Origin of the sequence: Xanthomonas sp. NCPPB 1754 (assembly GCF_041475725.2) — a bacterium.
GTDB classification, from domain to species: Bacteria; Pseudomonadota; Gammaproteobacteria; order Xanthomonadales; family Xanthomonadaceae; genus Xanthomonas; species Xanthomonas euvesicatoria.
This window is the reverse complement of record NZ_CM192982.1, coordinates 4,710,398-4,734,968: the sequence shown is the minus strand read 5'-3', so window position 1 is coordinate 4,734,968 and position 24,571 is coordinate 4,710,398. Positions and strand designations below refer to the sequence as shown.

General features: G+C 68.3%; 17 protein-coding genes. 13 read left to right on the top strand and 4 right to left on the bottom strand.

The window, feature by feature from the left end:
- Positions 1 to 23 precede the first annotated feature (23 nt).
- From ACCQ15_RS20365 to ACCQ15_RS20355, 3 genes are all read right to left on the bottom strand, one after another.
- On the bottom strand, positions 24 to 2,915 hold the full coding sequence (locus ACCQ15_RS20365) for a TonB-dependent receptor (protein WP_372380999.1): 2,892 nt from the start codon (positions 2,913 to 2,915) through the stop codon (positions 24 to 26).
- A 461-nt stretch (positions 2,916 to 3,376) separates the two neighbouring features.
- A complete protein-coding gene (locus tag ACCQ15_RS20360) occupies positions 3,377 to 4,453 on the bottom strand; it encodes a FecR family protein (RefSeq protein WP_136732974.1) in 1,077 nt (358 codons plus the stop codon).
- Positions 4,444 to 4,971 (bottom strand): RNA polymerase sigma factor, encoded by a 528-nt coding sequence (locus ACCQ15_RS20355; protein WP_011349002.1) that lies wholly within the window; start codon positions 4,969 to 4,971, stop codon positions 4,444 to 4,446. The genes ACCQ15_RS20360 and ACCQ15_RS20355 overlap by 10 nt, the downstream gene beginning before the upstream one ends.
- A 349-nt stretch (positions 4,972 to 5,320) precedes the next feature.
- Between ACCQ15_RS20355 and ecfK the strand changes: the two genes are divergently transcribed.
- The 7 genes from ecfK to tagH all read left to right on the top strand — a co-directional run bounded on the left by ecfK (position 5,321) and on the right by tagH (position 14,593).
- On the top strand, positions 5,321 to 5,860 hold the full coding sequence (ecfK, locus tag ACCQ15_RS20350) for an ECF-type sigma factor EcfK (RefSeq protein WP_014091408.1): 540 nt from the start codon (positions 5,321 to 5,323) through the stop codon (positions 5,858 to 5,860).
- Positions 5,839 to 8,358 (top strand): serine/threonine-protein kinase, encoded by a 2,520-nt coding sequence (locus tag ACCQ15_RS20345; protein WP_372380997.1) that lies wholly within the window; start codon positions 5,839 to 5,841, stop codon positions 8,356 to 8,358. The genes ecfK and ACCQ15_RS20345 overlap by 22 nt, the downstream gene beginning before the upstream one ends.
- A gap of 43 nt (positions 8,359 to 8,401) precedes the next feature.
- Positions 8,402 to 8,716, top strand: coding sequence for a PAAR domain-containing protein (locus ACCQ15_RS20340; protein ID WP_372380996.1), 315 nt, complete (start codon positions 8,402 to 8,404; stop codon positions 8,714 to 8,716).
- Positions 8,717 to 8,948: 232 nt separating this feature from the next.
- Positions 8,949 to 10,280, top strand: coding sequence for a tetratricopeptide repeat protein (locus ACCQ15_RS20335; RefSeq protein ID WP_372380995.1), 1,332 nt, complete (start codon positions 8,949 to 8,951; stop codon positions 10,278 to 10,280).
- Positions 10,281 to 10,429: 149 nt separating this feature from the next.
- Positions 10,430 to 12,397, top strand: coding sequence for a type VI secretion system Vgr family protein (locus ACCQ15_RS20330; protein WP_372380994.1), 1,968 nt, complete (start codon positions 10,430 to 10,432; stop codon positions 12,395 to 12,397).
- Positions 12,394 to 12,942 carry a DUF6931 family protein gene (locus ACCQ15_RS20325; protein WP_372380993.1) on the top strand — a complete coding sequence of 183 codons (549 nt, stop codon included), beginning with the start codon at positions 12,394 to 12,396 and terminating at the stop codon, positions 12,940 to 12,942. Before ACCQ15_RS20330 ends, ACCQ15_RS20325 begins: the two co-directional genes overlap by 4 nt.
- A 319-nt stretch (positions 12,943 to 13,261) precedes the next feature.
- On the top strand, positions 13,262 to 14,593 hold the full coding sequence (gene tagH, locus ACCQ15_RS20320; RefSeq protein ID WP_372380992.1) for a type VI secretion system-associated FHA domain protein TagH: 1,332 nt from the start codon (positions 13,262 to 13,264) through the stop codon (positions 14,591 to 14,593).
- Between the two features lie 58 nt (positions 14,594 to 14,651).
- Here the strand turns inward: tagH and ACCQ15_RS20315 are convergent, their stop codons facing one another.
- Complete coding sequence (locus ACCQ15_RS20315) at positions 14,652 to 15,533, bottom strand: LysR family transcriptional regulator (RefSeq protein WP_039417629.1); 882 nt, start codon at positions 15,531 to 15,533, stop codon at positions 14,652 to 14,654.
- 238 nt (positions 15,534 to 15,771) lie between these two features.
- Between ACCQ15_RS20315 and ACCQ15_RS20310 the strand changes: the two genes are divergently transcribed.
- The 6 genes from ACCQ15_RS20310 to ACCQ15_RS20285 all read left to right on the top strand — a co-directional run bounded on the left by ACCQ15_RS20310 (position 15,772) and on the right by ACCQ15_RS20285 (position 24,569).
- Complete coding sequence (locus ACCQ15_RS20310; RefSeq protein ID WP_372380990.1) at positions 15,772 to 16,662, top strand: aldo/keto reductase family oxidoreductase; 891 nt, start codon at positions 15,772 to 15,774, stop codon at positions 16,660 to 16,662.
- A gap of 498 nt (positions 16,663 to 17,160) precedes the next feature.
- On the top strand, positions 17,161 to 18,495 hold the full coding sequence (gene tssK / locus ACCQ15_RS20305; RefSeq protein ID WP_031424809.1) for a type VI secretion system baseplate subunit TssK: 1,335 nt from the start codon (positions 17,161 to 17,163) through the stop codon (positions 18,493 to 18,495).
- Positions 18,477 to 19,757, top strand: coding sequence for a type IVB secretion system protein IcmH/DotU (icmH, locus tag ACCQ15_RS20300; RefSeq protein WP_372380989.1), 1,281 nt, complete (start codon positions 18,477 to 18,479; stop codon positions 19,755 to 19,757). Before tssK ends, icmH begins: the two co-directional genes overlap by 19 nt.
- Positions 19,754 to 23,284: a type VI secretion system membrane subunit TssM gene (tssM, locus tag ACCQ15_RS20295; RefSeq protein ID WP_372380988.1), complete on the top strand. Its 3,531-nt coding sequence runs from the start codon at positions 19,754 to 19,756 to the stop codon at positions 23,282 to 23,284. The genes icmH and tssM overlap by 4 nt, the downstream gene beginning before the upstream one ends.
- A complete protein-coding gene (tagF, locus tag ACCQ15_RS20290) occupies positions 23,281 to 23,856 on the top strand; it encodes a type VI secretion system-associated protein TagF (protein WP_136732968.1) in 576 nt (191 codons plus the stop codon). Before tssM ends, tagF begins: the two co-directional genes overlap by 4 nt.
- Positions 23,853 to 24,569 carry a PP2C family protein-serine/threonine phosphatase gene (locus ACCQ15_RS20285; RefSeq protein ID WP_011348989.1) on the top strand — a complete coding sequence of 239 codons (717 nt, stop codon included), beginning with the start codon at positions 23,853 to 23,855 and terminating at the stop codon, positions 24,567 to 24,569. Before tagF ends, ACCQ15_RS20285 begins: the two co-directional genes overlap by 4 nt.
- Positions 24,570 to 24,571 lie beyond the last annotated feature (2 nt).

Sequence of the window (24,571 nt, the reverse complement as noted above, 5' to 3'; positions counted from 1 at the left end):
GTCAGCCGCGCATGCAGGCGCGCTTAGAACCGCGCGCGCAGACCCAGCGACCAGGTCCGGCCGTAGTCGGTGTAGCCGCCGAACAGGTGATCGCCGACGTATTGCCGCTGCACCTGACCGGTGAGATTGATGGCGTTGACGAACACCGACAGGGTGTCGTTGACCTTCCAGGCCACGTTCGCGTCCAGGCTGCCGAAGGCATCGCTGTTGAGCGTGGCGACATTGGCCGTGCCCACCGCGTTGACGATGTTGTCGCTCCAGCTGTAGCTGGCGCGCGCCATCAGCGGGCCCTTCTCGTAGAACAGCACGGCGTTGTAGGTGTTCCTGGCCACGCCTTCCAGGCTGTCGGTGAAGCGGCGCGTGCCGTCGCGGTAGGTCGCCTGGCTGTCGGTGAAGGTGTAGTTGAGCTGCATGCCCAGGCCGTCCAGCGGCGCCGGCAGGCCGGTGAACACCTGCTGGTAGGCCAGCTCCACGCCCTTGACGCTGGCCTGGCTGCCGTTGGTCTTGGACGAGAGCAGATAGGTCTGGCCCTGGTAGTCCAGGTAGGACAGCTGGGTCTGGATGAAGCTGGAGATGTCCTTGTAGAACACACCGCCAGTCAGCGCCGAGGTGCCGTCGATGTACCACTCGAAGGTCAGGTCGTACTGCCAGGCCTCGAACGGCCGTAGCGCCGGGTTGCCGCCGCTGGCGGTCAGCACTTCGCCACTGGAGTTGAAGGTCAGCTTGGACGAGAGGTCGGTGAGATCCGGGCGAGTGATCACCTTGGCCGCGGAGGTCCGCAGCACCATGTCCTCGCGCACGTCCCAGGCGGCGTTGAACGAGGGCAACGCGTTGGTATAGCTGCGCTCGAAATGCACCGGCTGGGCGGCACCGTCGAGATCGGCATGGCCATCGGTGGTCTGCTCGGTGCGCACCAGGCGCACGCCGAGATTGCCGCGCAGATCGCGCCCGGCCAGCGCGCCGCCGAAGTCGGTCATCGCATATGCCGAGCCGATCTTCTCGCGCACCTCGTAGGAATTCTGCAGGTCGGCACTATTGGGCGTGCCGCTGAGGTCGGTGGCGGTGGGCCAGTCGCCCCAGAACGGCGCCTCGATCGGCGCCAGCCACTGCCGCGGCAGTGTGCCCTTGCCGTCGACCAGCATGTCGCTCACCGGCAGCGCGGTGAAATAGCTGCCCGGAAAACGTACGCCGGCGATGCGGTTGAGCAGCAGGTCGGCACGGTCGTAGGTGCGCGAGCGCTCGCGGTACTTGGCGCCGAACTTGATGTCGCGCAGCCAGCCATCGCCGAGCGTGCGCTTGGCGTCCAGCTGCAGTGCGTCTTCCTTGTCGCGCGCATCGATCTCGCGCCATTCCAGCCGTCGTCCGCTGACGCTGGCCGGATTGGTCGGATCGAAGCCATTGGTGAAGCTCCAGTTGGGCACGTTGTCGTCGTCGGCCTGCGGCATCTCCACCCGCATCGACAGGTTGGTCCCGCTGCGCAGGCGCGTGCGGCGAATCGGGTCGGAGTCGTAGCTGTGTGCCTGCGAATGGAAGGCCACCGCACCGAGTGTCCACAGATCGCCATTCCAGGTGCTGGACAGGCGCGCGCTGCGGTTGTCGTCGGTGATGCCGGAGGTTTCGCGCGACACCTGCACCTGGCCATTGCGATAGTCGAAGCCGGTCACGCCGCCGTGGTCCACTTGCAGGTTGCTCATCTTGGCAACGCCGTCGAAGCCCACGCCCAGGCTGTATTCGTCGTAGTGCACCGTCTGCTTGGCATACAGCAGGTCCAGATTGGTTTCCCAGGCGGCGCTGGGGCGCCATTGCAGCGAGGCGGCCACGCCGGTGCGCTCGCGCTGTTCCAGTTCCAGCGTCGGGCGCAGGCCGGTGGGCAGGTAGGACGCACCCGGCGCACCCGGCACGCCGTTGGGGTAGTAATCCCAGCTCACTTCGTTGACGCGGTCCTGGCGCAGGCTGCGCTGGGCATACGCACCGGACACCAGCATGCCGAAGGTGCCCTCGGTATTGACCCAGTTGAACAGGCCGGACACGCGCGGGTCGTTGGCATGCGTGCGTTGCGCCTGGCTGGATTCCAGCGAGGTGTTGAGCAAGGTCTTGCCCAATTCCAGCGGGCGGAAGGTGCGCACATTGACGATGCCGCCGATGGCGCCTTCATCCAGATCGGCGGTGGGGCTCTTGATCACGTCCAGGCCGGAGACCAGTTCCGCCGGCAAGGTGTCGTAGCGAAACTGGCGGCCGGTCTGGCCGGAAGTGCGCACGTTCTCGTTGACCGCCATGGTCTGGCCGTTGAGCGTGGTCACCTGGAAGTTGGGGCCCAGGCCGCGCACGCGCACGTACACGCCTTCGCCGCGGTCGCGCACGATCGACACGCCTGGCACGCGCTGCAGGGCTTCGGCCACGTTCTGCGCCGGCAGCTTGCCGATGTCTTCGGCGGCGATCACGTCCACCACGCTGTCGGCATAGCGCTTCTCGCGCAGCGCGGCACTGAGACTGCCGGCATAGCTGCCCAGCACCTGGATGCTGTCCAGTTCGCGCACCGGTGCGCCGGCGGCGGCCGGGGTGGCGGTGGTGGCTGCGGCAGGCGGCGTTGCCGCGGGCGCATCGCTCACCGTCTCGGCCGGCTCGATGGTCACCGTGGTCGGCGTCAGGTAGCGATAGCGCAATCCGGTGCCTTGCAGCAGTTGCTGCAAGGCCTGCTCTGGCGCGGCGCCGGCGCTGGTGCCGCGACTCTGTTGCTCGGCGCCAACGCTGGCCGCATAGACGAACTGCAGGCCGGTCTGGCGCGACAGCGTATTGAGCGCGCGCGCCAGCGGTTGTGCGGGAATGGCGTCGACTGCGACGGGTGGCGTCTGGGCGCCGGCAGCGCCGGCATGCAGGGCGAGGGCAACGGACAGGAACAGGCAGCAGCGCATCATTACTTCCAGGCAGAGGGAGAGGGGCGTCGCACCGATCCACGCGGATCGCTGCGGCGACTACCCCCTCTACGAGGTGCGACGAGCCGAGTCGGGCACCGTTTTTCGATGAATTTTCTGTGACACGTGCAAGGGCGATGGCGTGCGCGTGCCGTGGCTACGCGCAGAGCGGTGGTGCGCGGGAAAAAGCACGTTGCCCCTCCGATCGCCGATCGCGTCGATCGTTGCGTTACGCGGCACCATGCAGCGCAACGCGTGCGCCTAGATCGAATGCGCCGATCCGGATGCCAGCCATTCGCTGCGCAGATGCGTTGGCGCAAACACCCGATGCAAACAGGCATGGCCGTGCGACACCGCGGCGTGCCGGCCAATGGCAAGCACACGTCGGGCAATGCCGTGGTGCCTGCCGTGCGATTTCTGCGCGCACGTCAGCGCCAGCGGGTCGGTCGCGTCGGCCGCGTGCGCTACCGGTCGGTGGTCGCCGGTGGTGCACCGCCGACGATGTGCAGCGCATCGGCGTGTTGTTCGAGCCGCAGACCGGGCTGCCGTGCGAGAAACGCGCGCAGGCCGGCGAGGTCGTCGCTACGCAGATTGCCGGTCAGGCGCATTGCGCCGGCGCGCGCATCGTCGATGTGCAGCTGGATGCGATTGAGGCGATTGAAGTCTTCGGCCACGTTGCGCAACGGTTCGTCGCGGAACACGATGCGCTGCTGCTGCCATGCATGCATGGTGGCGACATCTTCATTGCTCAATGCGACCTGGCCGGCCTCGTCGATGCGCGCGCTTTGTCCTGCGCCAAGATTGGCCAGCATCGGCTGCGCCGGGCGGTCGGCGCGCCAGACATGCACGCGACCGGCAGACACGTCGATGCGTGCCTGCTGCCCATGCAGCGCAATGTCGAACGCGGTGCCGATGTCTTCCACGCGCAGGTCCAGCGCCCGGACCTGCAGCGGGCGCCGGTCCGCTGCGACAGCGAAGCTGGCCTGGCCCTGCAGCAACTGCAGGCGGCGCGACCACGGCGTCATGGTGGCCTGGATGCGCGTGTCCGCATTGAGGAACACCACGCTGCGGTCGGCCAGTTGCACGCGGCGTTGTTCGCCATGCGCCGTCGCATAGGTCGAGGTGCGCGGCCAGGCCCAGCTGCCGAGCACCGTCAGCAGACCGAGCATGGCGGCCAGACCGACATGCCAGTGCGGCCGGCGTGCCGCCGACTGCGGGCGAGCGGTTCCCCTCGCAGCGACGGTGCGCCGTGGCGGCAACGGCAGTGCGATCACGTTGCGCGCCGTCCCGGTGTCGTGTTGGCGGTCGGCCTGCAGCAGCGTGTCGACATCCAGCGCCATCGCATCCAACGCCTCACCGAGCGCACCGGCCACCTGCGTCACTGCCAGGTATTCGCGCACATGCGCCGGCGAGGCGGTCAGCCAATCCATGAAGCGCGCCTGCTGGTCTGCATCCAGCGGCTGCATGCGTTGCAGCGCATGCCAGTGCGCCGCTTCCTCGGTCAGGCGGCGCGCCGCCAGCGACGCGACGCTCACCACCATTGCGCTCCCTCGTCGGCCAAGGCCTGTCGACAGGCCGACAGGCCACGCACCACGTATTTCTTGACCATGTGCGAAGACACACCCAGGCGTTCGGCGATCTGCTTGTAGCTCAGGCCATCGCGGTACTGCATCACCAGCACCGCGCGCACGCGTTCGGGCAGTCCCGCCAGCACGGTCTGCAGGCGTTGCTGGCGCTGTTGCCGCTGGGCGCTGTCTTCGACATCGTCACCGGCCACCAGCCGTTGCGCGAACCGTTCCATGTCCTCGATACGCAGCGGCGCCTGCTTGCGCCGCACCGCCTGCTCGCGCGCCAGATTGACCGCCACCGTGTACAGATACGCTTCCGGGTTGGCGATGGCCTGGCCCGGCTGCTGATGCGCACGCAGCAGGCGCAGATAGGTTTCCTGGACCAGGTCTTCGGCGTCCTCGTTCGCCCCGCGGCGCACGAAGAAGCCACGCAGCACCGGGCCATGCTCGGTGAACAGACGTGCCCAGGCGCGCTTTGGATGTGCCGACACCCCGACCTCCGGCCGATTGCAGGGGCGCAGGCTAGCGGCGTCGTATGACGTGGCGGTGACGCGTTGGCTGCCGATGACGTGGCGGCGGGCACGCACGGCCGGCCCCAGGCCCGTGCCTGCCCATGCAGCCGCCGCGACCCGAGACCGCCGCGTCCTGGGGCCGCGCCCTGCCGGCGACAGGCTGGGCGTACCTGAGGCGGACCCGGCTGCCGGCGGCACCTTGCTACCTGCCTGGGCTGCTCCGCGCTGTCGGGGCACGGTGATCGGGGGCCGAATGATTACCGGCGGCGTGTTCCGCGTCGGTGCCAATGCGGGATACTGCGTGTCCACGCAGGCGAGATGGGCTTGGATGTCCGAGCTGCCGATCACCGAGTTGTTGCAGGCCTGGCAGCGCGACGAACCCGGCGCGGGCGACGCCTTGGCGCGTCAGGTCTATGACGTGCTGCGCGCCACCGCCATGCGCGAGCTGCGTCGCGACGGGCGCGCTGGCTTGCAGGCGACCGAGCTGGTGCACGAGGCGTGGATGCGGCTGGAACAGGGCCAGCAGGGTTTTCGTTCGCGGGCGCACTTCTATTCGGTGGCTGCGCTGCAGATGCGCCACCTGTTGGTGGACCTGGCGCGCCAGCAGGCCAGCGCCAAGCGGTTGGGGCAGGCGGTGACGCTGACCCTCAGCCTGTCCGACGGCGCCGCACGGCCGGAGGCATTGACGCTGGTGGCCGATGCCTTCGACAAGCTGGCCCAGGTGGACGAGCGCAAGGCCCGTGCATTCGCATTGACCGAGCTGGTGGGCTTCAGCGTGGCCGAGGCCGCCGAACAGCTGGAGGTGTCGGTGCCGACGCTGGAGCGCGATCTGCGCTTTGCCAGGGTGTGGCTGGCGGCGCAGCTGTGAGCCTGGCCGCCACCGCGTGGCAACGTCTGGAAGCCTTGTTTCATCAGGCCTGCCAGTTGCCTGCCGCCGAGCGCGAGGCATTTGCGCGCGCGCAGGCCGGCGACGACGCCAGCGTGCGCGACCAATTGCTGGCGATGCTGGCAGTGGAATCGCAGGCCACCTTGCGCGTGCGGGCGCCGTTGAAACAGGCCGCCGCCGCATTGCGTGCGCCGTTACCGGAACTGCCGGCCGGCACGCGCTTCGGTGCCTGGGCGATCGATCGCCTGATCGGCGCCGGCGGCATGGGCCAGGTGTATCTGGGCCACCGTGCCGATGGCGCGTACGAGCGCGAGGTGGCGATCAAGCTGGTGGCCGCCGATGCGCTGGATGCGCAGGGCCGTGCACTGTTCGAATTCGAGTGCCGGCTGCTGGCGCAGATGGTGCACCCGGCGATCGCGCAGATCCACGACGTGGGCACCGATGCCCACGGCCAGCCGTACCTGGTGATGGAATACCTGCGCGGCGAGCCGATCACCTGGTGGTGCGACCAACACCGCCTGTCGCTGCATGCGCGCGTGTTGCTGATGCTGCGTGTCAGCGAGGCGGTCCAGCACGCGCATCAGAAGGGCGTGATCCATCGCGACCTCAAACCCAGCAACGTACTGGTCAGCGAGATCGACGGGCGGCCGATGCCAGGGGTGATCGACTTCGGCATCGCCATCGATGCGACCAACCCGGGGATGACCTACGCGCACGATCGCGGCACGCCGGGTTACATGAGCCCGGAGCAGGCACGCGGCGCGCCGGATGTGGATGCACGCAGCGATATCTATGCCTTGGCAGCGATGTTCTACGAATTGAGTTGCGGGCTGGCGCCGGTGGCCGGGCGCGACGGGGTGCCGCAGCCGCCGTCGCAGCGGCTGGCAACAGTGCCGGCCGATGCGCGTGCACGCATCTGCGCGGCGCGCGCGACCACCTACCAGAAACTACACGAGCAGCTGCGCGACGGGCTGGATGCGATCGTATTGCGCGCGCTGGAACCGCAGCCGGGCGCGCGCTACGCATCGGTGTCCGCATTGCTGGACGATCTGCATCGCTGGCTGGACGGCTACCCGCCGCGCGCCCTACAGGCGAGCCGCTGGCTGCGGCTGCGCAAGTTCACCCAGCGTCATCGCAGCGGCGTCGTCGCCGCCGGCCTCGCTGCGATTGCCGTGGTCGCCGGGCTGGGGGCCACGCTGTGGTCGCTGCAGCAGGCCGCGCGCGATGCGCAACGTGCGCAGGTCACCGGCGATTTCATGAGTTCGGTGTTGTCCAGCGTGGACCCTGGCGTGGCGCGCGACCTGGACAAGACCCTGATGCTGCGCGTGCTGCAGCAGGCCTCGCAGCGTGCGGCGCGCGAACTGGCCGACCAGCCCGATGCGCGCACCCAGGTGGAACTGACGCTGGGCCGCACGCTCATTGCGCTGGCCAATTTTGCGCAGGCCGTGGAGCATCTGCGCATCGCACAGACCCTGGCGCAGCAGACTGCCGGTGCGGGCAGCCTGCCGGCCTTGAAGGCCACGTCCATGCTGGGCCAGGCGCTCACTGGCGACGGCAAACCAGGCGACGCCGAGCGCGTCTTGCGCCAGGGCATTGCGCAGGCAGCACGCGGCGATGCGCAACAGCAGGCCATGGGCAACGAGCTGCGTGCCTGGTTGGCGTGGGCCCTGCGCGAACAGGGCCGCATGCGCGATGCGTTGGCAGAGAGCCGGCATGCCTATGTCGCCGCGCTGACCAATGCCTCCAGCAGCGCGGACCAGCGTATCGACGCCGGCAACAGCTACGCCGCCATGCTGGCCGATAACGGCCAGCTGGTACCGGCGATCGCCTTGCAGCGCAGCCTGTTGCGCGAGCGCATGGCCATGCATGGGCCCGAGCATCCATTGGTGGTGTCGATGCGCAACAGCCTGGCAGTGTTCCTGCTGATGCAGCGCGACTTTGCCGGTGCCGAAGCCGAACTCGTCCCGCTGCTGCAGGTCGCACGCGCGTTGTATGGCGAGAGTGCCGCCGACACCTTGATGGTCGAAGGCAACCTGGCCGGCGCGTTGCGCCAGCAGGGCAAGCTGGCCGAAGCCGGGCCGTACTACCGCAGGACGCTGGAGCGCGCACGCGCGGCCTTCGGCAACGATGCACCGGCCACCATCGCCTATCGCAGCAACCATGCGTTCTGGCTGCTGGACGACGGCCAGGTGGAAGCATCGCTGGCCGAACAGCGCGCCGCGCTTGCTGCCTCGGAGCGTGTGCTGGGGCGCGCGCATCCGCAAACGGCCGAGATCCTGCGCGGCATGTCCGAAGCCGAGCGCAGGCTGGGCCAGACCGTGGCGGCGCGCGACCACGCGCAGCAGGCCCTGCAGATTCTTACCGGCATTTTCGGCAATGCAGACCAGCCCCTGCGCGCGGCGCGCCAGACCCTGGCGTTGGCGACGCCGCCGGTGGATACCAGCGAGGCACAGACCACCACCTCGGTGGCGCAGCGCTGAGACGAATTGTCGGGTGACCGCTGCGGCCTGGCGGGATAGTGCCGTGCATGGCCACGACCGAAGCTTGCCGATGCAACCTGCCGCGCGCCTGACCGATTTGCATGTCTGCCCCATGGTGACCGGGGTGGTGCCGCATGTGGGCGGGCCGATCGTCAGCCCCGGCGCGCCAACGGTATTGATCGGCGGCCTGCCGGCGGCGCGGCTGGGCGATATGGCCGTATGCGTCGGCCTGCCGGACAGCATCGTGGCCGGCGCACCGACCGTGTTGATCGCAGGTCAGCCTGCCGCGCGACTGGGCGACAGCACCGCGCATGGCGGGGTGATCACCCTGGGCTGCTTCACCGTGCTGATCGGGTGAGTACTGCGTGGCGGCTGGTGGCCGGTGGCAGGCCGCCGCCAGTTGTCTGCCCGTGGCGCGCATGCGCCGGTACTCAAGCCTGCCGGCGCCCGCGGCGATGCCAGGCGGTGGCCGCCCCGGCGCATCGGCACCACGGTCGTGCTGTTGGCGGCTCGTTGCAGACATGACGCCCTGCCATTCCGCGCTCACATTCGTACCTGCACCACCGGTTGCCGTGTCCTTGGAGAAGCTCATGCAAACTGCGCCCCAGCCACATACCGAGCCACTGCAGCAGGCGATCGCCGCGCACCGCAGTGGCCAACTCGAACATGCCGCGCAGCTGTACACGCAGCTGCTGGACGATCAGCCCGGGCATGCCGACGCGCTGCATTACCAGGGCATCCTGTTGCATCAGCGCGGCAACAGCGCCGCGGCAGTGGCCTCCATCACCCAGGCGTTGACGCTGGCGCCCGCGCAACCGGATGCCTGCAACAACCTGGGCAACGTGCACCGCGAATGCGGCCGCCTGCGCGATGCCGAACACTGCTATCGCCGCGCACTGGCGCTGGCGCCTGCACATGCCGATGCACTGGCGAATCTGGCAGCGGTGCTGGAAGCGCAGCGGCGCAGCGAAGAAGCCTTCGTCACCTACGCGGCGCTGTTGCACACCTATCCGCAGTCCGCGCATGCGCATTACCTGCTCGGCCTGTTCCTGCGCAACAACGCGCAGGCCGCCGAGCATCTGCAGCAATCGGTGCAGTGCCTGCAGCAGGCCTGCACGCTGGCACCGGACCACCTGCACGCCCGCGAGGCGCTGGGCACCGGGCTCTACCTGTTGGGCGAGCATGCGCAGGCGCAAACGGTGTATCGCGACTGGCTCACGCTTGAGCCGGGCAACCCGGTGGCAACGCATATGCTGGCGGCCTGTGGCGGCGCCGAGCCGCCGCCGCGTGCCGGCGATACCTATGTGCGTGAACTGTTCGATGGCTTTGCCGACAGTTTCGACAAACAGTTGCTGCATCACCTGGAGTACCGCGCGCCGCAACGGCTGACCGAGGCACTGGCGGCCTGCCTTGCGCCACCGCATGCGGGCCTGCGCATGCTCGATGCCGGCTGCGGGACCGGGCTGTGTGCGCCGCTGTGGCGCCCGTATGCATGTCAACTGGTGGGCGTGGACCTGTCGCCTGGCATGGTCGCCAAGGCACGCCAACGCGGTGGCTACGATCGGCTCGACGTGGCCGAACTCACCGCATACCTGCACGCGCAGCACGCGCAGTGGGATGTGATCGGCTCGGCCGACACCTTGGTGTACTTCGGCGCGCTGCAGCCAGTGCTCGCTGCCGCTGCCGGCGCGCTCACGCCAGGGGGCGTGCTGGGGTTCACGGTCGAAGCGCTGGACGAGCCGGACGACCGGGTCGAACTCGATGCCAGCGGGCGCTATCGGCACAGCCATGCGCACGTGCGCGCCGCATTGCAAGGCGCCGGTTTGCAGCCGATCGCGTTGGAACTGGACGTGCTGCGCAGCGAACGTGGCCAGCCGGTGCACGGCTGGGTCGTGACCGCGCGCACGCCTGGGCCGGCCTGAGACGAAATGTCGGCTTTGCTGCACGCACGCATGTGAGCATGCGCGTGACAGTTGCCGTGCCTTTAGCCGTCTGCCGTTGCACGCGCGGGCGCAACGCGGCGCCGCCGGTCAGCGCAACGTGCGTTGCCCCATCACCTGTGGATGCTTCGATGCCGCGCACCATCACGCTGCACTCCGACCTTGGCGAGCGCCTGCTGCTGCATCGCATGCAGGCCAGCGAAGCGTTGGGGCAGCTGTTCGACTACCGCATCGATGCGTTGTGCACCGAACTGCAGCCCAACCTGCGTGATCTGCTTGGCACGCCAGTGGCGGTGCAACTGGCCGATGGCGAGGGCGAACAGCGCTGGTATCACGGCATGGTGGCCAGTTGCGCGCACAACGGCTACGCCGTGGTCGATACGCTCGATTACGCGGTGCTTGAACTGCAGGTGGTGCCCAAACCCTGGCTGCTGACCCAGCGCCGCGATTGCCGCATCTATCAGGACATGAGCGTGCCGGAGATCGTCACCAGCGTGCTGGGCGAGATCGGCTACGGCGATGTGCAGCAGCAGTTGAGCGCGCAGTACGCCAAGCGCACCTACTGCGTGCAATACCGCGAGGACGATTTCAGCTTCATCAGCCGGCTGCTGGAACGCGAAGGCATCTACTACTACTTCACCCATACCCGCAGTGCGCATACGTTGGTGCTGGCCGATGCACTGGGTGCGCATGCAACGAAAAACGGCGTGGACAGCCTGCCCTATGTGCCGCCGGGAACCGATGACCGGCGCCTGATGCGCTCGGTGGTGAGCCATTGGCGCAGTGCGCGCGGCGTACATTCCAGCCAGCATGGCAGCACCGACTACGACCCGCTGCAGCCGCGTGCATCGCTGGCCGCCGATGCCGATGCCGGCGGCGAACAGTTGCACACCGTCGATGGTCTGATCGCCTTCGACTACCCCGGCGCGCATACCGTTCAGGCCGACGGTCGTCGCTACATGCAGGTGCGCACCGAGGCGCACAACGTGCAGCGCGCCAGCCATGCAGCCACCACCAATGCCTGCGGCCTGATGGTCGGTGCCTTGTTTCGCTTGCGCGGGTTTCCGCGCGCCGAACTCAATCAGGAATATCTGGTGCTGTCGGCGCACACCACGCTGGCCGCGCCCGAACACAGCAGCGGCGAGCCGCCGTTTTCCAGCAGCGTGCAGGTGATGGAAAGCCGGCTGCCGTTCCGTAGCCTGCAACGCACCGCAACGCCGACCATTGCCGGCCTGCAGACGGCGGTGGTGACCGGCGACACCGACGAGGACATTGCGGTGGATGCGCATGGCCGCGTGCAGGTGACCTTTCACTGGGCCACTGCGGCACGCCCGCATGCCGCGCCGTCGTGCTGGGTGCGTGTGGCTTCGATGTGGGCGGGTAAGGGCTGGGGCGCAATGAGCCTGCCGCGCGTGGGGCAGGAAGTGGTGGTGAGCTTTCTGGAAGGCGACCCGGACCGCCCGTTGATCGTGGGCAGCGTCTACAACGGCGACCATGCGCCGCCGTTTGCCTTGCCCGATAACAAGACCCAAAGCGGCGTGCGCAGCCGCAGCCTGCTGGGCGGCGCTGCCGATTTCAACGAGTTGCGTTTCGACGACAAGGCCGGCGCGGAAGAACTCTACCTGCGCGCGCAGCGCGATTTGCGCGAAGAGGTGCAGCACGACCACACCAGTACCATCGACAACGATCGGGTACTGGCGGTCAAGCACGACCGTCGTGCGCGGATCGACAACAACGACAGCGTGGAGGTCGGCAAGAAGCTGCTGCTGAAAGCCGGCGAAGAGATCGAGTTGGTGACCGGCAGCGCGCGGCTGGTGATGAAACACAACGGCGAGATCGTGTTGAGCGGCATCAAGATCCTGGTCGATGCCAGCTCGGAAGCCAAGATCACCTCCACGGCCATCAAGCTGTTGGCCAATGCCCAGCTGCAGGCCAAATCGCCGGCCACCGAGGTGGCTGGCGATGCCACGCTCAAACTGACCTCCGGCGGCATGCTTAGCGCCGAAGCCGGTGCCTCGGCCACGCTCAAGGGCCCGTTGGTCAGCATCAAGGCCGACGCCTTGGTGCAGGTCGGCGGCGGCCTGATCATGATCGGATGAGCGCGCCCACGCTCTCGCTGGCGCAGGCCTGTCTGCAGATGCAGCTGTCTGCGCCGGCCTGCGCACAGCTTAGTACGCCGATCACGCCGCAGGCGGCGGTCAGCGCGCTGCTGGCCAGCGGTCATGGCGAAGATGCCATCAAGCTGCTCGCGCGCCTGCTGCCCAAGCGCTACGCGGTGGCTTGGCTGTGCCAATGCATGCGCGGCGAAACCCTGGACGAGGAAGACCGTGCCGGCGCGGCACTGGCCGAGAAGTGGGTGCGCGAGCCCAGCGAGGCGCATCGTCGCGCCGCGCAGGCATTTGCGCATGCCGGCGACTATGTCTCCCTGGGTGCGTGGCTGGCTGCGGCAGTGGCCTGGTCCGGCGGCAGCCTGGCGCCGCCGCAACAGACCACGCCGGTGCCGCCGGCCGACCATCTCACGGCGCGCGCGGTGGCCGCCGCCATCACCCTGCTGGCCGCGCGCGAGCCGGCGCAGCTGGAGGCGCGGCGCAGCGGCTATGCAGCGCATGCCATGGAGTTGCTGACCAGTGTGGGGGCGCCATGAAGTTGACTAATTGTCGAATTGGCGACCCGCGCGCGGTACATCGTGGGCACGGCATCGGCGCCAACTGCGCGAGACGCAGCTGGTGTTCCAAAGCATGGTTGGATGCGGCACACATGCCAAGCTGCAGCACCAGAAGAAGCCTCGGTGCCGAACCGACAGCGCGGGCGCGCACGGCGATCAGCATTTGCGACTGTGCTCCAGCGCAGGCGATATCCGTTTGCCGCATGCCCTCCACCGGCAATGACGCACGCAGCGGTTTCTGCCGACATACACGCATGCCAGTTGCACCTTCCGATCACCGTATGCAGGAGTCCATGGCGTGTCCAGTTCGCAGTTGATCCTCACCGTCAGCGGCGCGCAGGCCGCGCAGTTCGGTGCCAGCGCGCAGAAGCGCTTTGCCGGCACCGGCGGCAGCATCGGCCGCTCCGACGAAAGCGATTGGGTCCTGGCCGCGCCCGGTGTCTCGCGCACGCATGCGGTGGTGCGCTTCCTCAACGGGATGTATTTCATCGAAGACCGCAGCACCAACGGCATGTCGCTCAACGGCACTGCGCTGACGCGTGCGGACCCGTCCGCGCTCAGCGATGGCGACCGCCTGCAGCTGGACAGCTTCGAGATCCAGGTGCAGGTGCAGGCGTTGGCTGCAGCATCGCCGGCAACACCGGTGTTTGACCCGCTGCCAGATGCGATGGACGACCGCACCCAGGTTGCGCCACCGCCGTCGACGTTGCGTGCCCCCTCCGCCACAGCGGGCTTCGATCTGCTGGAGTTCGGCACGCCGCCTGCGGCGCGGCCTGCGGTGGACGCAGTGTTGGACGAATTGCTGCTGAGCGGCGCACCCCGCGAGCTGGATCCGTTGCGCCTGCTCGACCCGTTGCCTGCGCCGGCGCGCGATGCCAGCCCCAGCGCGTGGAATCAGAGCAACGCCCGCCACGACCATTTCCGTCCGCCGGCCAGTCCCGATGCACGTGCCACCTTGCCGGAAAACTGGGACATGACGCTTGGCGATTTTGCGCCACCCGCGCCATTGCCTGCGGTATCGCCCATGGCCGCGCCGGTGGCTTCGCCATTCACGCCGCCGGCGGCGCCGGTTGCAGCCGCAGCATCGGCGGCAACGACGGTGCCGCCGGAGCTGGATCGCATCTTCGCCATCGTGGTCGACGGCGTCATGGACGTGCTGCGTGCACGCGCAGAGATCAAGAACACTTTCCGGCTGCCGGTCACGGTGATCCAGCGCTCGGAGAACAATCCGCTCAAGTTCGCCGCCACCGCCGAAGATGCGCTGCAGAAGTTGCTCGCACCGCCAAGCGCGTCGTTTCTGTCCGGCGTGCCAGCGTTCGAAGATGCCTTCGACGATATCCGCTGCCATCAGATGGCGATGCTGGCCGGCATGCGCGCGGCCTTCGACGCCATGCTGTTCCACTTCAGCCCGGACCGCCTGGAGCAGGAAGCCGACGCCGGCGGCAAGCGCCTGAGTTTCGGTGGCAAGGGGCGTTACTGGGAGCGTTACCGCGACAACTTCGAGCAGCTACGCAGCGACCCGGACGAATGCTTCCGTCGCCTGTTCGGCGATGAGTTCGCGCGTGCCTACGAAGCGCAACTGGCGCGCCTGAAATCGGCACGGCGGCAGCCGGCGGGGCGCGGGACCTAGAACGCTTCATCCAATCGCATCCCGTCTGCACGGGCACACCGGCGGCGTTGCCAGCGCGCTAGTCAGGCAGAGTCTTGACGAACTCGATGAATGCGCGCAGCGCCGGCGGTGTGAGGGTGCGATTGGGGTAGTACAGGTACGGGCCCTGGAATGGCTGCCACCACGGGCGCAGGATGGGTTCAAGCGCACCTGCGTCGAACTGCGGCTGCAGCCATTGTTCGAACAGATGCAGGATGCCGCTTCCGGCGATCGCCGCCTGGATCGCCAGCTCGATCCCGCCGCCGATCTCCACCAGCAATTGCCCCTGTGGAACGATGGTGACCACTTCACCGTCGCGCTCGAACTCCCACTCTGCAATGACGCCGCTTGGGAAGCGCCCGCGGATGCAGTCGTGGGCAACGAGTTCCCGCGGGTGGGTGGGGCGTCCGCGCCGGTCCAGGTAGCCTGGCGCAGCCGCCGTTGCGATGCGTTGCACGCGCGGGCCGATCGGGATGGCCACCATGTCCTGCTGCAGCCGTTCGCCATAGCGGATACCGGCGTCGCAGCGTGCGGCGATCACGTCGACAAAACTTTCTTCGGTCAGGATCTCCAGCGTGATGTCCGGGTACGCCGCCATAAACGCCGGCAGGATCCTCGGCAGCACCAGGCGCGCGGCACTGACCGGCACGTTCAGCCGCAGCGTGCCGGTCGGCGTATCACGAAAGGCGCTGACCACCTCCCTGGCGTTCTCCAGTTCAAGCAAGGCGGGCGCGATGCGTGCCAACAACGCATTGCCTGCATCGGTGAGCACCACGCTGCGTGTGGTGCGGTTGAACAGCCGCACGCCGAGCGATGCCTCCATGCGCTTGATCGCATCGCTATAGGTCGATGCGCTCACACCCGCGCTCTTGGCGGCTTCTCGAAACCCTCCCGCGCGCGCCACGCGCACGAAAGCCTCCATGTCTGCCAGGTGACCGCTCATTGTTCGGCAATCCGTACGGCCCGTCCGCTTTGTACCGGATTGTCGCACAAGGGCGGCCTACGTACAGTTCCCTTGCGCCGCGGCAGCGGCCACGCAGTCGCCGCGGCGCACGTCCGGCGTTGCTTCTTGCTTCTTCAAGCCACGCGAAAGATCCCGTCGCAATCTCGGCGTGTCCCAACACACGCGGCGGTTTGGCACACACACCAAAAGGATTCCCATGAACAACGGCAAGCCCCTTGGCGGCACATTGACCCTGCCCGGCACCACCCTTGCCATCAAGCGGATGGGTTACGGAACCATGCAGTTGCCCGGACCGCATGTCTGGGGACCGCCGCGCGACAAGGCATCGGCCTTGTCGGTGTTGCGCGAAGCAATCGCCCTGGGCGCCAACCACATCGACACCGCGCAGTTCTACGGACCCGATGTGTCCAACGCACTCATCCGCGAAGCACTGCATCCCTATCGCAGCGATCTGGTCATCGTGACCAAGATCGGTTTCAGCCGCGGCCCCGATGCTTCGTGGAATATCGATGTGTCGCCTGCAAGTCTGAGGCGGCAGGTGCATGAAAACCTGCAGAGCCTCGGCCTGGAGACACTGGACGTGGTCAACGTGAGGCTGGGCACGGCAATGGACACCGACGAGCGTTCGATCGCCGAACCGGTCGCGTGCCTGGCCGAGCTGCAACGCGAGGGCCTCGTACGCCACATCGGCTTGAGCAACGTCACTGCGCGACAGTTCGAACAAGCGCAAACACTGGCCAGCATCGTTTGCGTTCAAAACCAGTACAACCTGGTCAAGCGCGACGACGACGCCTTCATCGAGATGCTCGCGCAACAGGGTGTGGCCTATGTTCCGTTCTTTCCGCTCGGCGGCTTTTCGCCCCTGCAGTCGGAGCTGCTGTCGGGCGTTGCCAGGCAGGTAGGCGCGACGCCGAAGCAGGTTGCACTTGCATGGCTGCTGCAGCGCTCGTCCAACATCCTGGTCATCGCGGGAACATCGTCGGTGCCGCACCTGCGCGAGAACTTCGCATCCGCCGAGCTAAGCCTGTCGGCCGAGCAGGTCGCAACGCTCGATGGCATCGCTGCCGAGGCCAGTGGCGCTCAATAGGAAGGTGAGCGGCAACATGCCGATGGTCGGCCAACCCGTCTCCGCGCAATCGCCAGGCCGGTGCCTACGCACCATCCAGGCCGACCAGACGACTCGCGAGGTCTTGTTGGCCGCTCCGCGATGCGCCTGCCGCATCGACACCGCAGGCCTGCTCTCACGGCCAGCGCCCCATAGCCCAACGTCTCGCCCAATGACCGCAACGTGACCGGCTGACGGCATCGGCGCAGGCGTTGGCGCCTGTCCGACAGGGCACGGTGCCTGAGACGTTTTGACGGGTGACCACCTTGGGTGCGCCGCAGAATCGCTCCACCGACACGCATCGGCGGTGCGGCGCTTGCGTCGGCAATGACCGCCGGGCGTGCCGCGTGCAACGCAGCTCAATGCACCCGACAACGCAGCGCGCAGGCGTTCCTGCAGGCATGCCTGGCAGTCGCATGCAACGCGGTGTGGACGCCTGTGCGCTGCATCGGTGGCCGACCTTTTCTCAGCGAGTGGATCATGCAGAACAACAAGGTCGTGTGGAGCGAAGGGCTGTTCCTGCGCCCGCAGCATCTGCAGCAGCAGGAACGCTACCTGGAGCGCTACGTCGACCTGCGTGCGGCGCGGTTGCGGCCGCATGCCTGGGGCGTGAGCGAGCTGGAATGGGAGACCGATCTGCTGGCGGTCGGCAAGCTGGGCCTGCGGCGTGCGCGTGGTGTCTTCGCCGATGGCACGCCCTTCGCCATGCCGGGCGACGACCCGCTGCCGGTGGCGCTGGAGGTCGAGCCCACTTGCCGCGACCAGATCGTCTATCTCACCGTGCCGCTGCGGGTGCCGGCGCAACCCGAACTGGGGCGCCCGGAATCGCCGGCCGATCAGCTGTTTCGCTACCGCGTGCGCGAGACCGAGAGCAACGACGCCTCCGGTAGCACCAGCGAAGCGGTGTTGATGGAAGTCGGCGGGTTGAGCACGCGGTTGTTGCCGCACTCGCAGCCGTTGGAAGGGCTGGACCGCATCGCGGTGGCGCGCATCATCGAGACGCGCGCCGACCGCCAGGTGGTGCTGGACCCGCATTTCATTCCCAGCGCGATGGTGTGCCAGGCGGCGCCGCGCTTGACCACGTTTCTCACCGAATTGCTCGGCCTGTTGCATCAGCGCGGGGAGGCGCTGGCATCGCGCGTGACGCTGACCGATCGCGGCGGTGCTGCCGATATCGCAGACTTTCTGTTGCTGCAGCTGGTCAACCGTTGGCAGCCGCAGATGGCGCATTGGGCCGCCGCGCCATTGGCGCATCCGGAAGAGCTGTTCCGTGCCCTGGTGGCGCTGGCCGGTGAATTGAGCACGTTCACCGCTGCCGGCAAGCGCCCCCCTGCATGGCCCGCCTATCGGCACGATTCGCAGCAGGACAGTTTCGAGCCGGTGATCGGCGCCCTGCGCAGCAGCCTGAGCGCAGTGCTGGAACAGACCGCCACGCCGCTGCCGATCCAGGCGCGCAAGTTCGGCGTGTGGGTGGCGATGGTGCCGGACCCGGGCCTGCTCGACAGCGCAGCGTTCGTGCTCGCGGCCAAGGCCGACATGCCCAGCGAAGAGTTGCGCCGGCAATTGCCCGCGCACGCCAAGATCGGGCCGGTGGAGCAGATTCGCGATCTGGTCAATCTGCAGTTGCCCGGCATCGTGGCCACGCCCATGCCGGTGGCGCCGCGACAGATTCCGTATCACGCCGGCTATCTGTATTTCGAATTCGACAAGAGCGCAGCGTTGTGGCGAACGCTGAAGACCTCCGGCGGTATCGCATTCCACTTCGGCAGCGAATTCGCCGGGCTGGACCTGCAACTGTGGGCGATCCGGAGCTGAGCATGAGCCGACCTGTTGCCGATCTGGCGCCTGCCTACGCCGCACCGCTGCCGGCCGCCGAGGGCAGCGGCGTGCCCAGCGAAGATACCGACATCAGCGAACTGCTGGGCCGCAGCGTCAACCCGTTGGTGCAGGCGGCCACGCCGCTGCTGCTGTTGGCGGTGCAGTTGCGCCACAGCGCGCAATCGCCCGATGTGGCCCGCCTGCGCGAGCAGGTGATGGCGCAGGTGCGCCGCTTCGAACAACGTGCACGCGATGGCGGCGCGCCGGTGGAGGCGGTCACCGCCGCGCGCTACGTGCTGTGCGCGCTGCTGGACGAAGCGGTGCTCAATGCGCCGTGGGGCGAGCGCAGCGGCTGGTCGCAGAAGACCTTGCTGGTGACTTTCCACAGCGAATCGTACGGCGGCGCCAAGTTCTTCCAGATCCTGGAGCGCTTGTGCGCCGATGTGCCACGGCATCTGGACTTGATCGAGCTGATGTACCTGTGCCTGGCGCTGGGGTTTGTCGGCCGCTACCAGATCGAGTCCGGCGGCATGGTGACGCTGGCGGCCATCCAGGACGATGTCTATCGCCGCATCCGTGCGGCGCGCGGCCCGGCGCCGGACAGCCTGGCCCCGCGTTGGCGCGGGGTGGAAGACCGCCGCCGGCTGGGCCGTTATCTGCCGGTGTGGGCGGCTGCGTTGCTGGGGGTGAGCGTGGTGGTGGTGACGTTCGTGTGGTTGCAGGCGCGTTTGAACAGCCTGTCCGCACCGATCAGTGCGCAGGCTGCCCAATGGGGCATTGCGCCGGCCACGCCGCCGGACGCTGCGCCCGTGCCGCCGCCGCCGGTGCGGCTCAAGCAGTTGCTCTCCGCGCAGGAACGCGCCGGCCTGCTGCGCGTGGACGAACAGGCCGACGGGCAGACGCGCGTGCGCCTGAGCAGCGCGGCGATGTTCGCCTCCGGCGGGGTGGAGGTGGAGCCGCAGCAGCGCGGCTTGATCGCGCAGATTGCAGCGGCCATCGAGCAATTGCCGGGGCGGGTGATCGTGGTCGGGCACACCGACGACGTGCCGGTGCGCTCGCTGCGCTTCCAGGACAACTACGCCTTGTCGGCCGCACGTGCGCAGGCGCTTGCGCAGGTGTTGCAGGCGCAGCTGAGTACGCCGGGGCGGGTGGACGCCATCGGCGCTGGCGATTCGCAACCGATCGCACGGCCAGTGCAATTGCCGGCCAACCGCGCGCGCAATCGCCGCGTGGAGATCCTGTTCCAGCCTGGGGAATGACGATGAAGACGCTGTTGTCCAAGCTGAGCGCAACGGTAGTGGTTGGCCTGCTGGCGCTGTGCCTGCTGTCGGTGCTGCTGTGGGTGGGTGGGCCGTATGTGGCGCTGGCCGGCTGGAGCCCGCTGAGCAGCGTGGCGGCGCGGCTGCTGGCGATCGTGTTGCTGGTGGTGGCGTGGGTGGGCGTGCTGGCGCTGCGCCGCTGGCGCACGCAGGCACGTGCGGCGAACTTGTCCAGCGCGCTGGCGGCGCCGGGCCGCGACGACGACCGCGAGCTGCGCAGCGGGCAGGAACGCGCGCAGCTGCAGGCGCGCTTCCAGCAGGCGATCCAGTTGCTACGCAAGCGGCGCGGCGGCGCCGATCTGTACACGCTGCCGTGGTATGCGCTGATCGGCCCGCCCGGTTCGGGCAAGAGCACCTTGCTGCAGCATTCGGGCCTGCAGTTTCCGCTGGCTGCGCGCATGGGCGATGCGGCGTTGCGCGGCGTCGGCGGCACCCGCGATTGCGAATGGTGGTTCACCGACGAAGCGGTGTTGCTGGACACCGCCGGGCGCTATACCACGCAGGATTCGGACCAGGCGGTGGATGCCGGCGCGTGGCGCGATTTCCTGCGCCTGCTGCGACGCTATCGCCCACGCCGCCCGCTCAACGGCGTGTTGGTGACGATGAGCATGTCGGACCTGTTGCTGCTCGACGATGCCGAGCGCGACACCCACATGCAGGCGATCCGCCGCCGCCTGGACGAACTGGCCGAGCAGTTGCAGGCCAGCGTGCCGGTGTATCTGATCTTCACCAAGTGCGATCTGATCGGCGGCTTTGGCGAGTTCTTCGACGATCTGACGCCGGCGCAGCGCAACCAGGTGTGGGGCATGACGTTTGCGCTGGCGCAGACCCTGGACGGGCAGGCGGCGCGCAGGTTCGCCGACGAGTTCGGCGTGCTGCAGCAGCAGCTGAGCGCGCGCCTGTTCGAACGCCTGCACCTGGAACGCGACCGTCTGCGGCGTGCGGCGATCCTGTCGTTTCCGCAACAGGTTGCCGCACTCGGCGAGCGTGCGCGGCAATTCGTCGAAGGCACCTTCGCCGGCAATGCGTATGGCCCGGCACCGTTGCTGCGCGGGGTGTATTTCACCTCTGGCACGCAGGACGGCACGCCGATCGACCGCATGATGGGCGCGGTGGCGCGCACCTTCGGCCTGGAAGAAGCACGCGTGCAGGCGCCGGGCGCGCAACGGCGCACCTTTTTCGTCGAGCGGCTGCTGCGCGAGGTGGTGCTGCGCGAATCCGGCCTGGCCAATACCCCGCCCACCCGGCAGCGCCGCAGGGCGTGGTTGCAGGCCGCCGCGTACGCGGGTGTGGCGCTGCTCACCGGCGCAGTGCTGGCCGGGCTGGGGCTCAGCTACGTGGGCAACCGTGCGTACCTGCATCAGGTACGCGCTGCACTGGACGCGCGGCCGGCAGTGCCCGATCCCAATGCCGCCACCGGCATGCCCGAGTACGTCGCGCGCACCCTGCAGCAAGCCGATGCCACGCAGGCGGTGGTGAAGGTGGCGCAGCAGTATCGCGCCGGCGCGCCGTGGTCGTTGCGCATGGGGTTGTTCCAGGGCCAGGCGGTGGGCGAGCAAGTGCAGGCCGGCTACCTGCGTCAGCTCAACGCCACCTTGTTGCCGGCCTTGGCGGTGCGCCTGCGCACCGGTCTGGTCGATAACGCACAGGCACCGCAGGCGCTGTACTACACGCTCAAGGGCTATCTGATGCTGGGCCAGCCGCAGCATCTGGACCCGGCGCAACTCAGCGCGCTGGCCGCCATCGAAGCGGCAAAATTGTTCCCGCGCGAGCCGGCATTGCAGCAGGCGCTGGGTGCGCATCTGCAGGCCGTGCTCGATTCGCCCACGCGCGTGCGTGCGCTGTCGCTGGACAATCAGCGCATCGCCCAGGCGCGCGCCAGCCTGCGCGCCGCCGACCTATCGACACTGATCTACGGCAACCTGTTGCTGACCCCGCCGGACGGCACGCCGTTGCGGCTGGATAAAGCGCTGGGCCTGCTGGCCGACACCTTCGTGCGCCGCAGTGGCACGGCGTTGTCCACCCCGGTGCCGGCGCTGTACACCCAGCCGGTATTCGCCGCGTTGCAACGCGATGGCATCGGCCAGGCGGTGGAACGCTTCGGCCGCGACGATTGGGTCTTCGGCGGTGCGGCGCTGGATGCGTCCGCCAAGGCCACGCTGGTGCGCGAAGTGGGGCAGCGCTACACGGCCGATTACATCCATTACTGGGATGCGTTGCTGGCCGATCTGCAACTGCGCCCGTCGGCCGATCTGGCCGGTGCCAGCGCCACGGCCGCCAAGCTGGCCGGGCCCAGTTCGCCACTGCGGCTGCTGCTGGGCGTGGTCGGCGAGCACACCCAGGCAATGGACCGCGCACCACCGGCAGACCCCGCGCAGCGCGCGCTGGCGGCTGCCGCCAACTCGGCAGGCACCAAGGTGACTGCCGCCGCGGCCAAACTCCCCGGCGGGGCGGCGATGAGCGCCGCGCTGGCCACGCCCGCCGAGGGTGGCGCAGCTGCAGTGCCAACACCGGGTGCGGCGATCAGCGAGCATTTTCTGGCGCTCAACGCCTTGGCCGCCGGCGCGCCTGGCAGCACCCCGCTGGACCATCTGCTGAGCGTGCTCGATCAGCTTGGCAGGCAATTGCTGGTGATTTCCCAGGGCGGCGGCGATGCCGCGGCGGCTAACGCGCAACTGGCATTGGCCCGGCAGGAAATGGCGCAACTGCCACCGCCGGTGACCGACTGGCTGCAGAGCCTGGCCGGCAGCAGCGCCACCTTGATGACCCAGGGCGCACGCGCCGCGCTGGATGCGCAGGTCAGGCAATCGGTGGGCGAGGTGTGCACGGATTTCGTGCGCGGCCGCTACCCGTTCGATCCGCAGGCGCAGGTGGAGATCCCGCTGCAGAATTTCGGCGAGTTGTTCGGTAGCGGCGGCCGTCTGGATGCGCTGTATACCGGCACCGTCAAACCGCTGCTGGACACCCAGTCCCCGCAATGGCGCTGGAAGGATGGCCCGGACGCGGTCACCGGCGCGCCCGGTCTGCCGGTGCAACTGCAACTGGCGCAGCGGATCCGGCAGAAATATTTTCGCGGCGGGCCCACGCCGCAGATCGGCTTTACCGTGCTGGCGCCCACGTTGGGCGAAGGCGTGACCCGGCTGACGCTGGATATCGAAGGCCAGCGCTACGACTACCAGCCCGGCGCGGCGCAAAGCATGCCGATGATCTGGCCCGGCCCGGTGCCGGGGCATGTGTCCATCGCCGCCTTCGGCGCCGATGGCGTGGCGCTGGGTACGCTGGACTACCAGGGCGATTGGGCGCTGTTCCGCGCGCTGCAGGCCGGGCACCTGGAAAACCCGTCGGACCTGCGCTTTGTCGCCCGCTTCGCGCTTGGCGGCCACGACGTGCAGGTGCCGCTGCGTGCCGGCAACCTGCGCCACCCGTTTCTGGACAGCGACGTCCAGCACTTCGCGTGCGGCCGATGAGCATGCCGGCGCACGAACCACTCGGTTTCCACGGCAAGTTGCCCGGCGTGGGCGACTTCGTGCAGCGGCGCCTGCCGGCCAGCTTCGTGCAGCCGTGGGACCTGCAGTTCGCCAACTGCCTGGACACGGCGCGCCAGCAACTCGGGCAGCACTGGCCTGGCGCGTATCGCAACAGCGGCCTGCGCGCGTTTGCGTTGGGGCCGGGCGTGTGCGGCGCGCAGGCCTGGGCCGGCCTGCTCGGCCCGGGCGAAGACCGCGTGGGGCGCTGTTTTCCGCTGACCGTGGCAATGCCGTTGCCGCACCTGTGCCTGCCGTCGGCGGCATGGTTCGGCGCGGTGGCTGCGTGCCTGGGCCGCAGCTTGCGCGCACGCACCGATGCGGCCGGATTCGATGCCGCGCTGCGCGCGCTCGGCGTGCCGGCCGCGCCTTCCAGCACGCATGTACCGGCGCCCGGCCAATCGCTGTGGTGGCGGTTGGGCGCGGCCGCGCAATCGATCGACGGGCTGCCCGCCGCCCAGATGTATCTGGAGTGGTTGCTGGCCGAGCAGGACATCACCGAGGTGACCCGATGAGCGCGCCCTACCAATCGGCCGGGCACACCGAGACCGGCAAGGTGCGCCGGCTCAACGAAGATGCCTTGCTGCTGCGCGAAGACGCCGGCCTCTGGGTGGTGGCCGATGGCCTGGGTGGCCACAGCGCCGGCGATTACGCCAGCCAGCTGCTGGTGCAGCGGCTGAGCGCATTGGTGCGCCCGGCCGACCTGTGCGATTTCCTGGATGCCATCGACGACACCCTGGCGCAGATCAATCGCGAGCTGCTGCAGGTTGCGCGCGAGCGCCGCGTGGACATGATCGCCACCACCGTGGTGGTGCTGGTGCACGACCCGGATTTCATGCTGTGCGGCTGGGTCGGCGACAGCCGCATCTACGCGCAGCATGGCGGCCCGCTGCGCCAGCTCACCCGCGACCACGTGCACGGCGTGCGCGACGATGTCACCCAGTTCGGCAGCGCACACGCCAGCGCCGCGGCGGCCGGCGTGCTCACGCGCGCGGTGGGTGCGCAAGAGCCGCTGTTCGTCGATTGGGTGCTGACGCCGAGCCTGCCGGGCACGCAGTTTCTGCTGTGCAGCGACGGCATCAACAAGGAAATCCCGGACCCGGAGCTGGATGCCGAATGCCATCGCTTCGGCGATCCACGCGCGCTGCTGGCGCGTCTGTTCGAATTGGCGATGGGGAGGGCGGCACGCGACAACGTCACCGCCGTCGTCGTCCGCCTGCAGGAGTAAGT

Bases quoted from the DNA above. Each gene is read 5' to 3' on its own strand.
- tssK (WP_031424809.1), top strand. From the start codon at position 17,161: ATGCAGAACAACAAGGTCGTGTGGAGCGAAGGGCTGTTCCTGCGCCCG.
- tssM (WP_372380988.1), top strand. From the start codon at position 19,754: ATGACGATGAAGACGCTGTTGTCCAAGCTGAGCGCAACGGTAGTGGTT.
- ACCQ15_RS20310 (WP_372380990.1), top strand. From the start codon at position 15,772: ATGAACAACGGCAAGCCCCTTGGCGGCACATTGACCCTGCCCGGCACC.
- ACCQ15_RS20285 (WP_011348989.1), top strand. From the start codon at position 23,853: ATGAGCGCGCCCTACCAATCGGCCGGGCACACCGAGACCGGCAAGGTG.
- ecfK (WP_014091408.1), top strand. From the start codon at position 5,321: ATGTCCGAGCTGCCGATCACCGAGTTGTTGCAGGCCTGGCAGCGCGAC.
- ACCQ15_RS20315 (WP_039417629.1), bottom strand. From the start codon at position 15,533: ATGGAGGCTTTCGTGCGCGTGGCGCGCGCGGGAGGGTTTCGAGAAGCC.
- ACCQ15_RS20335 (WP_372380995.1), top strand. From the start codon at position 8,949: ATGCAAACTGCGCCCCAGCCACATACCGAGCCACTGCAGCAGGCGATC.
- ACCQ15_RS20360 (WP_136732974.1), bottom strand. From the start codon at position 4,453: ATGGTGGTGAGCGTCGCGTCGCTGGCGGCGCGCCGCCTGACCGAGGAA.
- tagF (WP_136732968.1), top strand. From the start codon at position 23,281: ATGAGCATGCCGGCGCACGAACCACTCGGTTTCCACGGCAAGTTGCCC.
- ACCQ15_RS20330 (WP_372380994.1), top strand. From the start codon at position 10,430: ATGCCGCGCACCATCACGCTGCACTCCGACCTTGGCGAGCGCCTGCTG.
- ACCQ15_RS20325 (WP_372380993.1), top strand. From the start codon at position 12,394: ATGAGCGCGCCCACGCTCTCGCTGGCGCAGGCCTGTCTGCAGATGCAG.
- ACCQ15_RS20365 (WP_372380999.1), bottom strand. From the start codon at position 2,915: ATGATGCGCTGCTGCCTGTTCCTGTCCGTTGCCCTCGCCCTGCATGCC.